This is a genomic window from Actinoplanes sp. CA-252034 (assembly GCF_050956125.1).
Classification (GTDB): Bacteria; Actinomycetota; Actinomycetes; order Mycobacteriales; family Micromonosporaceae; genus Actinoplanes.
Window position 1 is genome coordinate 261,730 of the sequence record NZ_CP191846.1, and the last position, 11,826, is coordinate 273,555.

The 11,826-nt window shown below is 70.9% G+C and carries 11 protein-coding genes, 2 pseudogenes and 1 riboswitch; of the genes and pseudogenes, 8 read left to right on the plus strand and 5 right to left on the minus strand.

Going from position 1 to position 11,826, the window contains the following annotated elements:
* Positions 1–107: 107 nt before the first annotated feature.
* Both ACQPZW_RS01220 and ACQPZW_RS01225 read right to left on the minus strand, forming a co-directional pair.
* Complete coding sequence (locus ACQPZW_RS01220) at positions 108–404, minus strand: hypothetical protein (protein ID WP_433793011.1); 297 nt, start codon at positions 402–404, stop codon at positions 108–110.
* Between the two features lie 2,108 nt (positions 405–2,512).
* On the minus strand, positions 2,513–4,219 hold the full coding sequence (locus ACQPZW_RS01225) for a C40 family peptidase (RefSeq protein ID WP_433793012.1): 1,707 nt from the start codon (positions 4,217–4,219) through the stop codon (positions 2,513–2,515).
* A 200-nt stretch (positions 4,220–4,419) separates the two neighbouring features.
* On the opposite strand from ACQPZW_RS01225, the pseudogene mqnE reads away from it, so the two are divergent.
* The 8 genes and pseudogenes from mqnE to fliQ all read left to right on the plus strand — a co-directional run bounded on the left by mqnE (position 4,420) and on the right by fliQ (position 10,338).
* A pseudogene (gene mqnE, locus ACQPZW_RS01230) lies at positions 4,420–5,588 on the plus strand (aminofutalosine synthase MqnE).
* Between the two features lie 19 nt (positions 5,589–5,607).
* Complete coding sequence (locus tag ACQPZW_RS01235; protein WP_433793013.1) at positions 5,608–6,015, plus strand: hypothetical protein; 408 nt, start codon at positions 5,608–5,610, stop codon at positions 6,013–6,015.
* Between the two features lie 12 nt (positions 6,016–6,027).
* A complete protein-coding gene (locus tag ACQPZW_RS01240) occupies positions 6,028–6,345 on the plus strand; it encodes a DUF4229 domain-containing protein (protein ID WP_433793014.1) in 318 nt (105 codons plus the stop codon).
* Between the two features lie 64 nt (positions 6,346–6,409).
* Positions 6,410–6,736, plus strand: a complete 327-nt coding sequence (locus ACQPZW_RS01245) for a PadR family transcriptional regulator (protein WP_433793015.1) — start codon at positions 6,410–6,412, stop codon at positions 6,734–6,736.
* A 184-nt stretch (positions 6,737–6,920) separates the two neighbouring features.
* Positions 6,921–6,979, plus strand: a riboswitch (cobalamin riboswitch).
* 111 nt (positions 6,980–7,090) lie between these two features.
* The gene (locus ACQPZW_RS01250; RefSeq protein WP_433793016.1) at positions 7,091–8,020 is read left to right on the plus strand and encodes an ABC transporter substrate-binding protein; all 930 of its coding nucleotides are present in this window, start codon (positions 7,091–7,093) and stop codon (positions 8,018–8,020) included.
* A 38-nt stretch (positions 8,021–8,058) separates the two neighbouring features.
* Positions 8,059–9,078 carry a FecCD family ABC transporter permease gene (locus ACQPZW_RS01255; protein ID WP_433797373.1) on the plus strand — a complete coding sequence of 340 codons (1,020 nt, stop codon included), beginning with the start codon at positions 8,059–8,061 and terminating at the stop codon, positions 9,076–9,078.
* Between the two features lie 80 nt (positions 9,079–9,158).
* Entirely contained in the window at positions 9,159–9,941 is a 783-nt protein-coding gene (locus tag ACQPZW_RS01260) for an ABC transporter ATP-binding protein (protein ID WP_433797374.1), read from the plus strand.
* Positions 9,942–10,068: 127 nt separating this feature from the next.
* Entirely contained in the window at positions 10,069–10,338 is a 270-nt protein-coding gene (gene fliQ, locus ACQPZW_RS01265) for a flagellar biosynthesis protein FliQ (protein ID WP_093620045.1), read from the plus strand.
* A gap of 161 nt (positions 10,339–10,499) precedes the next feature.
* Here the strand turns inward: fliQ and ACQPZW_RS01270 are convergent, their stop codons facing one another.
* The 3 genes and pseudogenes from ACQPZW_RS01270 to ACQPZW_RS01280 all read right to left on the minus strand — a co-directional run bounded on the left by ACQPZW_RS01270 (position 10,500) and on the right by ACQPZW_RS01280 (position 11,720).
* Positions 10,500–10,652 carry a hypothetical protein gene (locus ACQPZW_RS01270; protein WP_433793017.1) on the minus strand — a complete coding sequence of 51 codons (153 nt, stop codon included), beginning with the start codon at positions 10,650–10,652 and terminating at the stop codon, positions 10,500–10,502.
* 73 nt (positions 10,653–10,725) lie between these two features.
* Positions 10,726–10,959 (minus strand): annotated as a pseudogene (locus tag ACQPZW_RS01275) (S8 family peptidase); the annotation flags it as partial.
* The gene (locus ACQPZW_RS01280) at positions 10,956–11,720 is read right to left on the minus strand and encodes a VOC family protein (protein WP_433793018.1); all 765 of its coding nucleotides are present in this window, start codon (positions 11,718–11,720) and stop codon (positions 10,956–10,958) included. The gene ACQPZW_RS01280 and the pseudogene ACQPZW_RS01275, both read right to left, overlap by 4 nt.
* Between the last annotated feature and the right edge of the window lie 106 nt (positions 11,721–11,826).

Sequence of the window (11,826 nt, forward strand, 5' to 3'; positions counted from 1 at the left end):
GTAGTGGGCATGCTCACGTTGAAGCGCAACCTCGCCAGTTTAAATCTTCCAGGCCCGAACGGCAAAAAGCCGAGGACTCTTGGCACTGTCGGGACTGCGTCAGTCACTCATTTGCCGGTCAGATTGCCTAGAAAATCGGTGAACGCGTCACCCGCTGTGAAGACGAACACAAGACTCACCGTCACCAGCAGGCCGAGCACCGCGAGCATGGCGATGACCACCTTCAGATTACTGCGGCGCTGGTCGACCGGAGCGTCATACCACCCCTGAGCGAGGATGTGGCCGGTCAGCGAACCCGAGTTCTCCACCGGGTCGGACACCGGCATCGTCATGTCGATCGCCGGGTAGCCGCCCGTGCTGTACACCGTGCCCTGGCCACGCTGCTGCGGCACGTTACCGGCCACGGGGCTGATCGGGGTGGTCGGCGGATTGCCGTACTGGGACGGCTGTGGGGGTCCGGCGGAGACCGGCTGGGTCATCTCGATGTTCTCCGGTGACGACGGGAAGCCCCGGTACGGCGTTCCACGGGGAGCGCTCGGCGGAGCCGGTGGCAGGCCTGCCGAGGCGGCGGTGGGCGGCAAGGAGTAGCTGGGCAGGCCGTTTCCGCTCGCGGGTCCGTTGCCGCTGGCCGGACTGTTTCCGCTTGCCGGGTTGCTTCCGCTCACCGGGCCGGTTCCGCTTCTGGGACTGTTTCCGATCATGGGAGCGGGCGGGACTGGGCCGGGCGGCACCGGACCCGGGCCGGGCGGGATCGGGCTGGGACCAGGAGCGGGCGGGACCGGGCTCGGCGGCACGGGCGCGGGAGGGATCGGGCTCGGCGGCACGGGCGCGGGAGGGATCGGGCTCGGCGGCACGGGTGCCGGCGAAATCGGCCCCGGGGGGACCGGCTTCGGCGCTGGTGCGGGTGGCGGCGCGGGCGCCGGGAACGGCGTCGGCGGCCGGGCGGGCTCGGGCTGGGTCGGTTTGGGCTCAGCCGGTTTCGGTGGGGTCGGGCGGGCCGGTGCCGGTTCCGGCTTCGCCGGTTCGGGATCAGCGGGGCTGTTCGGATCGGGGCTCTTGCCCGGCTCATCGGGCTCGGGCCGGGCCGGGTTCGGCTCGGCAGACTTGGCCGGGTCGGCAGTCTTCGGGTCGGCCGTACTCGGGTCGGCCGTCCTCGGGCTCGCAGTCTTGGGGTCGGCCGTCTTGGTGTCAGCGGCCTTGGGGTCGGCCGCTTTCGGGTCGGCGGGCTTCTCCGGCTCGGCTGGTTTCGCCGAGCCGGGCGATGTGATGCCGACGACAGAGGCCGAGCCGATTGGTCGCGGCGCCGAACCGTAGACCGTTGGCTGCCCCGCCGCACGTGCCGAGACGGGAACCTCGTCAGCGGCCGGGCGAACCACCCCGGGCACGGAGACACGCGCGGCACCCGAGCCGGGTACCGCCGAGACCGGACGTGCCGACGATCCACCAACCGGAGTGGAGGCCGCGCGGACACCGGAAACCGGCGACGCCGAGGCGGTCGAGGCAGAGGCGCCAGAGACCGACGGGCTGGAAGCGGGCGCCGAGGGCGGCGGGGTAGCGGCGGGTGTGCCCGAGTCAGGCGTGGCCGAGGGCTGAGCAGCAGAGACGGATGCCCGAGCGATGGGTGCCGCCGAGCCGGGTGTGGCCGAGACGGCGGCACCGGCCGCCGGAACGGCTGCTCCGGCAGGGGAAGTGGGAACGGCTGCTCCGGCGGCCGGCGCGGCCGAGACCGGCGCGGAGGCGCTGATCCGAGTCGCGGGCGGCGTGGACACGGGCACCGACGCGGAGGCCTTCACCGCCGGGGCGGCAGAATCCGGACCGGCCGCCGGCGTGGCAGAGGCCGCTGAGGGCGACACCGGGGCGGTGGGCGAGGTCGCCGAGGGCGGAGTGGAGACCGGAACGACCGCAGCGGATGCCCCGGAAGCCACAGCTGCAGCGGGCGCGGTGGAGACGGGTTTGGCTGCGGGTGCCGAGTCGACCGGAGTGACCGCGGCGGACGCCGTGGCGACGGAAACCGGAGCCCCGGACGTCGGCGCGGCGGATACCGGAGCGCCGGATACCGGAGCGCTGACGGGCTCTGCGGGGGCCGGGACACCGGTTTCGGACGCCACGGAAGCGGTAGGCGCAGACGCGGTCTCTGCGGAGGCCGGCGCGCCGGGCTTGGACGCCACGGGAGCGGGCGGGGCAGAGGCGGGCTTGGGATCACCGGCCGAGGCGGCCCACAACGCGCCCGGTGGGGGCGGTGGCGGAGGAGCGTACCCCTCGGTGTCGTCGGCGGGCGGCCGGACGGCAGACGTTCCGATCTCGCCGTCCTTGGTCGCCTGCTGCTCGTCCATGGGTCCTCCCGACCACCGCTGCCGACGATGTCTCGGACGTCGGGCGCTGACCATAACCGTGCCACATCAGTCGGTGTGAACACACCCGGCATCAGCGTCACTCGCCCGGCAACGACCGTCCGATGGCCGACCGGCCGTTTCGGGCCCTTGTGCCCGGCCCATTCTGTTTGCTTACCGGACTAATCATCACCGGAACCGGCGCTGGCCGAAGCGGACTTCGGGGTCGATTCCGACGCGGCCGACGACCCGGAGGACGTGGCAGCCGCCTTGGAGGAGGTGGCAGCCGCCTTGGAGGTCGTGGCAGCGGCCTTGGAGGCCGCCGCCGAGCCGGAGGCGGCCGCCTGCGACGCGCTCGCCGCAGCCGATCCGGTGGTGCTGCCGACCGAGGCGCTCGGCGTGTTCGCGGAAGGCTCGGCCGAGTCCTCCCCGTCCGGCGGCTGCGGAACCACCGGCGGTGTCGACGCCGACGGCGACGATGACGGCGAGGTGGACGTGCTCGGTGAGGTCGAGGTGCTGGGCGAGGTCGAGGTGCTCGGCGAGGTCGACGTGCTCGGGGACGTCGAGGTGCTCGGCGAGGTGGACGCCGACGTGGACGGGTTGGGGTTACCCGGCTTGGTGCTGCCGCTCGGCGAGGGCGACTTGGGCGGGGTGACCGGCTCGTCGGGGTCGGGGCTGCCGAGGTCGGGCGTCTCCGTCTCGCCCTCGATCGAGCCGTAGATCCGGGTGGCGGCGAAGAGGCGGGTCCACCGGACCGGGGTGAGCCGCACGTTCAGACCGGTACGCGGAGCCTCGACCATCATGCCCTGACCCGCATACATGGCGACGTGGTGAATGCCCGTCCAACTGCTCGACGAGCTGAAGAACAGAAGGTCGCCGGGGAGCAGTGAGTAGCGGGAGACCTGCCGCTCGCGGGTCTGGTAATACTGGTCGCGTGACACCCGGTTGAGCTGGAACCCGACCGAGCGGTAGGCCGCCCACATCAGGCCTGAGCAGTCGTACTGATCCGGGCCCTCCTCGGACCACACATACGGGTCGCCGCGCTGGGCGAGCGCGAACTGCAGCGCCTGGACCGCCCGCGGGTCGGACCCCCGGCCGGCGTCGGCCCCGGCCAGATACTCCGCGCCGAGCTGCTGGTCGGCCGCGTTCGCGGTGCTCTCAGCCGCGCTGATCTCGTCGCGGTGCTCGTTCTCGTACTTGGTCTGTGCCGCCTGCTTCTTGGCGATGGTGGTGTTGAGCTGGGTCCACTGGGCGGCGAGGGCCGAATACCGCGCGTTGGTGGCGACCTGGTCGGTGGACGCGGCCCGGGCGGACTCCTCGGCGGCGATCAGTCGGCGGGCTGCCGCCTCGTACGACGAGGTGGCGTCACCGCGCTGCATGCGGGACAGCGCGTCCAGCTCGGCCCAGCCGGAGTCGAGCGCTCCGGGCGGCATGGCGGCGGCCTGCCGCATGGCGGCGGCCGCGGACTCCTGAGCGACCCGGCGGGCCTGCACCAGCGACTGTTGTGTCTCGGTGACCCGGGCGGTCGCGGCGGTGAGCTGCGTCTGGGCGAGGTCACGATCCTGGCCGAGGCGGATCAGCTGGTCACCCAGGGTGGCGATCTCGGCGCGGCCCTTCTCCACCTTCTGGAGGACGGGGCTCGCGGGGACGCCGGGGGTGATCAGCGAGGGCGTGCCCGGGTTGGGCGTGGCCGGGGTGACGGGTGCGCCGGGAAGGACGAGCGGGCCGACCGCGACGGGCTGGGAGCCGCCGTCCGGCACGGAGGTCATGGTCCCGGGGGCGCCGTTGGGGTCGGCCATCGCCGGGATGGGCTGGAACAGAGTCGCGATCGCGGCGGCCACGGCAGCCGAGATGGCGAACGGGCGCAGACGAGAGCGCACATGACGCATGCGATGCGTAGTGCCTCGCCGCACTGCCTTGGCCATGAGCTCCCCGTCCGTGACGGTTACGACCGTCACTTGTCGTCCCTAAAGGTTCTTACCGCACAGCCCGTACCGGTGTCGATCGAATGAAGGTGAAAGCACGCTGAGAATTTTTCAAATGAACGGTGCCGCAGGTCACCTACGGGTGGCGTCGTACCCTTCTGCACATGGATGCGGGGTTGAAGCGGGAGCTGGAAGCCAAGGTCTACGCGGGTGAGCGACTGTCCCGCGAGGACGGTGTCGCCCTCTACGCGAGCGACGACCTGGCCTGGCTGGGCCGATTGGCACATCACAAGCGGACCGTCATGAACGGCGATCGGGTGATGTTCAACGTCAACCGGCACCTCAACCTCACGAACGTCTGCTCCGCCAGCTGCGCGTACTGCTCCTTCCAGCGCAAGCCGGGGAGAAGGACGCTTACACGATGCGCATCGACGAGGCCGTCGCCAAGGCCAAGGAGATGGAGGACGAGCAGCTCACCGAGCTGCACATCGTCAACGGGTTGCACCCGAGCCTGCCCTGGCGCTATTACCCCAAGGTGCTGCGTGAGCTGAAAGCGGCGCTGCCGAACGTGAAGCTGAAGTGCTTCACCGCCACCGAGGTGCAGTGGTTCGAGAAGATCAGCGGCCTGTCGGCGAGCGAGATCCTCGACGAGCTGATGGACGCCGGGCTGGAGTCGCTGACCGGTGGCGGGGCCGAGATCTTCGACTGGGAGGTCCGGCAGCACATCGTCGACCACGCCTGCCATTGGGAGGACTGGTCGCGCATCCACCGGCTGGCGCACGAGAAGGGCATGAAGACCCCGGCGACCATGCTGTACGGCCACATCGAGGAGCCGCGGCACCGCGTCGACCACGTCCTGCGCCTCCGTGAGCTCCAGGACGAGACCGGCGGTTTCGCGGTCTTCATCCCGTTGCGCTACCAGCACGACTTCCACGACGCCCAGGACGGCAAGATCCGTAACCGGATCCAGGAGCGCACCACGATGGCGGCGCCGGCCGAGTCGCTGAAGACGTTCGCGGTGTCCCGCCTGCTGTTCGACAACGTGCCGCACCTGAAGAACTTCTGGGTGATGCACGGCCTGTCGGTGGCCCAGCTCTCCCTGAGCTTCGGTGCCGACGACCTGGACGGCTCGGTCGTCGAGTACAAGATCACACACGACGCCGACTCGTACGGCACGCCGAACACCATGCACCGTGACGACCTTCTTCACCTGATCTGGGACGCCGGTTTCCAGCCCGTCGAGCGGGACACTCGTTATCAGGTGGTACGCGAGTACGAGAAGGCGCCGTCCTTGGCCGAGCGCCGCAGTGAGCCCCAGAAGATCTGGGCCTGACCGGGGAGACGATGCGCCGATGACCCAGCAGAAAGACGCCGGCGGCCGGTTGGCCACGATCGGTGACCTGCTGGGCTCCGCGTTCGCCGGGCTGGCCGCGGGCGCGGGAGTCCTGTTGGTCTTCGAGACGGTGATGGCGCTGACCGGCCTCGGCGAGTTCGGCGAGTCCAACGGTTGGCTCCTGGTGATCCTTCCCGTCTGGCTGTTCGTCGAGGAGTTCCGGGGTGAGGGCTTCGGCGCGCACCGGATCATGGTGGGTGGCCTGGCCGCCGGTTTCGGGGTGGCGGCCGGTATGACGGTGGCCGGTCTGGTGGCCGAGGTCGCTCCACCCTTGGTCAGCGGCGGCTCCGGCGCGGTGACCGGTACGGTCGTGTATTGCCTGGTCTGGTTCTACGGCCTCCGGTGGCTCGCTCACCGGCCGGGCTGAGGGAGAGAACGCATGAAGCCCGCCGTCAAGTACGCGCTCGGCCGCCTCGGCCTGTTCCTGGTCGTGTTCGCCGTGCTGATTCCGACGACGCCGCTGAACATCCTGGTCAAGGCGATGGTTGCGCTCGTCGCCGCGTCCGGTCTGTCGTTGATCCTGCTCCGTGGCTGGCGTGACCAGTCGGCGGAGCAGTTCGGCGAGATCGCCGCGCGCCGGTCGGCGGAGCGTGAGCGGTTGCGCTCGGCGCTGGCCGGTGACGAGGATGCGGCCGTCGAGGGCGACCGGGTCACCGCCGCCGACATCGTGGAGCACGCGAAGCGCCCAGGCGCCTGATCCCGGCATCGATCGATGCCGGGATCTTGCCATTCAGTAAGTCGAGTTATGTAGAGTTTCGGTCATGCCGAGGACACCACACGCCTCACCGCAGACGGTGCGGCTTTTCGAGGCGCTGATGAAGGAACCCGCCACCTGGCGTTACGGGTATGACCTGAGCCGGGAGACCAGCCTCGCCTCCGGGACGCTCTACCCGATCCTGATGCGCCTCACCGAGCAGTCGCTCCTGGAGGCCGCCTGGGAGCCCTCCGATCAACCGGGCCGCCCGCCCCGGCACACCTACCGCCTCACCGGCGACGGGGTGGCCCTGGCCAAGGTCCGCCTGTCCGACGCCGTGGCGAAGGCGAGTCGCCGGACCACGGCCACCGCCAAGATCGTGAGGCCGGCATGAGACCGGATCGGGAGCCCGCTCAGAGCGAGGCCGGCATGGGACCGGATCGGGAGCCCGCTCAGAGTGGGGCCGGCGTGAGCTCCAAGAGGTTCGCCCACCGGGTGCTGACGGGCGGACACGTTCGCACCGGTGGCGGTTCCCGGCATGTGGTGGGTTAGCGTTTCAGGGACCGCGCCGCAGCGAAGCCGGTGAGAAACCGGAGCTGTCCCGCAACTGTGATCCCTCTTCGGAGGTCTAGCCAGGTCGCCTGGGCGTCGGTCGCGATTCAGCGCTCCCGGGGAGGGGCGCCTCGCGGGCGGCGGCCACGGCGGCCCCTGTCGGCGAGCACCACAGGCCCGGCCGACCGGAGGACCCATGAAACGCCTGTTCACTGCCGCTATAGCGGCCTCCGCACTGCTCCTCACGGGCTGTGCGGGCGACGATCCGAAACCCACCGTCACCCCGACCGCCTCAGGCGCCGCGACCGCGGCGTACCCGGTCACGGTCGGCACGGTGACCCTGGCGGAACGTCCCGCGAAGATCATCTCGCTGAGCCCGACGGCCACCGAGATGCTCTTCGCGATCGGCGCCGGCCCGCAGGTCACCGCGGTCGACGACCAGTCCACCTACCCGGCCGAGGCGCCGAAGACCGACCTGTCCGGCTTCAAGCCGAACGCCGAGGCCATCGCGGCCAAGGACCCGGACCTCGTGGTGATCTCCGGTGACGCGGACGGCATCGTGGCGCAGCTCGGCAAACTGTCGATCCCGGTCTTCGTGTCACCGGCCGCGGCCACTCTCGACGACGCCTACACCGAGATCACCGAGCTCGGTACGCTCACCGGCCATCCGACCGAGGCGACGGCGCTGAACCAGAGGATGGCCACCGAGATCGACACGATCGTCAAGTCGGTGCCGGCCCGCGGCAAGCCGCTCAGCTACTACTACGAGCTGGGCCCGGACCTCTACTCGGCGACCTCGAAGACGTTCATCGGATCGATCTTCGAGCGCTTCGGCATGACCAACGTCGCCGACGCCGCCGACCCGGACGGCAAGCTCGGCGGTTACCCGCAGCTGTCCCAGGAGTCGCTGGTCAAGGCCAACCCGGACACGATCTTCCTGGCCGACACCAAGTGCTGCCAGCAGTCGGCCGAGACGGTCCGGGCGCGGGCCGGCTGGTCCTCGATCACGGCCGTCGCGAAGGGGCAGGTCTACCCCCTCGACGACGACATCGCCTCGCGCTGGGGACCCCGTACCGTCGAATTGGTCAAAACGGTCGCCGACGCGGTGAGCAAGGTCCCCGCGTGACCGTGCGCCGCCGGCCTGCCGGGCTGCGCCCGGTGTGGATGGCGGCGGGTGTCGCCGCGGTGCTGGTGGCGGCGGTTCTCGGCCTCGCCTTCGGCTCGGTTCCGCTGCCGCCCGGCGGGGTCGCGGTGGAGATGTTCAATCTCATTCCGGGGGTACGACTGGACAGCGGCCTGTCCGAACGTGAGGTCGCCATCCTGACCCAGTTGAGGCTGCCGCGCGTGGTCCTCGGTCTGCTGGTCGGCGCTCTGCTGGCGCTGGCCGGCGCCGCCTACCAGGGCGCGTTCCGCAACCCGCTGGCCGACCCGCACCTGCTCGGGGTGGCGTCCGGGGCCGGGCTCGGGGTGACCGCGGTGATCGTTCTCGGCGCGTCGGGAGCCGCTGACGGGCTGACCGACCTGCCGATCGGGGTGCCGGCTGCCGCGTTCGTCGGCGCGGTCGGCGCGGTGCTCCTGACCTGGCTGCTCGGCGCGGCCGGTGGACGGGACCGATCGCCGGCCACGCTGATCCTGGCCGGGGTGGCGGTGTCCGCCTTCCTGTCGGCGGCGCAGACCTACCTGTTGCAGCGTCATCTGGAGTCGGTGCGGGACGTCTACTCCTGGATGCTCGGGCGGCTGTCCACGGCCGGCTGGCACGACGTGCTCGTGGTCCTGCCGTATGCGGTGGTCACCTGCGTGATCGTCCTGGCCCAGCGCCGGGAGCTGGACGTCCTGACCGTCGGCGACGCCGAGGCGACGAGTCTGGGCCTGCACCCGCAGCGCAGCCGGTACCTGCTGATCGTGGCGGCGTCGCTGGGCACGGCCGCCGCGGTCAGCGTGTCCGGGCTGATCGGGTTCGTCGGGATCATCGTGCCGCACACACTGCGACTGCTGGCCGGGCCCGGCAACCGGGCGCTGCTGCCGCTGTCGGTGCTGTTCGGCGCGGCGTTCCTGGTGCTGACCGACCTGCTGGCCCGGACCGCGGGCGGCGACGCGGAGATCCCGATCGGAGTGGTCACGGCGTTCCTGGGCGCGCCTTTCTTCGTCCTGGTGCTGCGCACGAGCCGGACGGCCCCGGAGTGAGGCCCCCAGATGCCGCGCACGAGCCGGGCGGCCCCGGAGTGCGGGCCCCGGGCGCCGCGCACGAGCCGGACGGGCCCGGAGTGGGCTCGGGGGCGACCGCGATCGACGTCGCGGGACTCACCGTACGGCTGGACGGGGCTCTCATCGTCGACGGCGTGGACCTGGACGTCGCCCAGGGCGAGTGGGTGACCGTGATCGGGCCGAACGGGGCAGGCAAGTCGACGGCGCTGCGAGCGATCGGCGGGCTGCTGCCGTTCGGTGGGACGGTCCGGTGGAACGGGCGGGCGGTCGGCGGGATGCACCGGCGGGAACGGGCCAAGGCGGTGGCCACGGTTCTCCAGTCGCCCGTGGTGCCGCCGGCCGTACGCGTCTTCGACTATGTGCTGCTGGGGCGTACCCCGTACATCCCGCCTCTCGGTCGTGAAAGCGCCGCGGACCTGGCGGCGGCCGACGAGGCTCTCGCCGCGCTGGACCTCGTGCCCTTCGCCGGGCGTCGTCTGGACACGCTGTCCGGCGGTGAGAAGCAGCGGGTCTTCCTCGCCCGCGCGCTGGCCCAGGGCGCCGGGATCCTGCTGCTCGACGAGCCGACCAGCGCCCTCGACATCGGGCACCAGCAGGAGGTGCTGGAGCTTGTCGACCGGTTGCGTGCCGAGCGTGGTCTGACCGTTCTCGCCACCATGCACGACCTTTCGACCGCCGGTGAGTATGCCGACCGGATGGTCCTGCTGTCGGGCGGCCGGGTCGTCGCCGCCGGCACGCCGTCCGAGGTGCTGACCGAGGCGAACCTGGCCGAGCATTACCGGGTGAAGGTCCGGATCATCGGAGGAGATCACGGTCCGCTGGTCGTCGCCGTCCGCAAGTGACCACAGTGGTCCGGCGGTGCGGCAGGGGAGGGGCGTACTTGAGAAGTCTGTGGGCGCGAACCGAACGGCAACCGAGTGGCGACCGGTCTGCACTCCGCGGGTCCGGGCAGCGCCCGAACTGAGGGGCATGACGGACGCGCTGGTTGTTGAGATCGCCCTGCAGGCCATGACCGTCGCCGCGAAGATGGCGGCGCCGGTGCTGCTCACCGCTCTTGCGGTCGGCTTCGCCATCTCCCTGTTCCAGTCGGTCACCCAGATCCAGGAGGCCACGCTCTCGTTCGTGCCGAAGGCGGTGGCGATCGGGGCGGCGCTGCTGCTCACCGGCAACTGGATGCTCCGCGAGATGATGACCTTCACGACCGAGCTCTTCGAGAAGCTGCCGGCCATGCTCGGCTGAAGAAGCATGACTCACGAAAAAGGCCGCCCTTCCGGGCGGCCTTTTCGTGTCGGGCGGGGTCCCTCCGGTTGCGGAGCGGAGGGGTGCGGGCCGACCGGAAGGTGCCGGTGCCCGGCAGAAGGGGAGGTCGGAAGGTGCCGGTGCCCGACGGAAGGGGAGGGTCAGAAGGCGCCGGTGTAGAGCAGACGGTTCGGGGAGCCGCTGCCCGCGCCGGTCACTACGCCGGTGGTGGCGTTGTCGACGATCGCCGCGTTGACCGTGGCCACCGAGGCGCCCGGGTTGTCGGCCAGGTAGAGCGCGACCGCTCCGGCCACGTGCGGTGTCGGCGATCCGGACGACCTGGTCGGCCTCGACCGACGCGACCGAGGGGTCACCGGCGAGCCGGGCGGCCTGGGCTGCGGTCAGTCTCGCGGTGTAGCCCTCGACGGCGCTGCCGAAGACCCGGTCGACGTTGCCGCCGTAGCGCTTGGTGAGCCGGTCGGCGCGGACCCGGTCGGCCTCGCCGTTCTTGAAGACGACGACGTACGAGCCGTCGACCGCCGTGGGGCTGTCGGCGTAGCGGACGGTCCCGGTGGCCGGTGCGGCGAACGCGGGGGTCGTGAGGGTGAGAGCGGCTGTTATCGCCGATTGTTCAGAATTGCGAACGTTCCGCCCTGCGGGTCGGTGAGCACCGCATACCGCCCGACCGAGATCGTCGTCGGGGGATGCACGATGCGCCCGCCCAAGTGGTGCGCGTGCTCGGCGGCCGCGTCGCAGTTGCCGACCGCGAAGTAGATGAGCCAGTGCGGCGGCAGATCGTCCGGGAAACCGCTGCCCACCATGAGTTGCATGCCGGCGACCGGCGCGCGGTCCCGCTCGCACATGACGTAGGGCAGGCCGCTGACGTGTGCTTCCCGGAACGTCCAGCCGAACACCGAGCCGTAGAACGCCATCGCGCCCTCCAGGTCCCGGGTGTTCAGCTCGTTCCAGGTCAGCGCGCCCGGCACGTCGAAGACCTCGGCGCCCCGCATCGTCCCCGGCTCCCAGACGCTGAACGGCGCACCGGCCGGGTCCAGGAACGCCGCCATCCGGCCCTGATCCATCACGTCGAACGGCGGCACCAGCACCTTGCCCTGCGCGGCCTCCACCCGGGCGGCCACCACGTCGGCGTCGGCGGCCGCGATGTAGCTGCTCCAGGCGGTCGGCTGACCCGCTCCGAAGAGCGGCCCGGCCCCGGCGACCGGCAGCCCGTTCAGCAGGAACGTGGTGTAGCCGCCGAACTCGTCGCCGGAGACCTGAGCGGTCCAGCCGAACAACTCCGTGTAGAACCGGATCGCGCCATCCAGGTCGGAGGTGGCGAGATCGACCCAGTTGGGCGAACCCGGTGACGACGGTACGGTCATGCCGCGGATCGTCGCATCGTCATGCCCCTGACCGAATGGAACTGTCAATGTTCTGGCCGAACCGGCGGCCCTAACACTTTTCTCGGTCAGTAGTGCCGGATCTTGG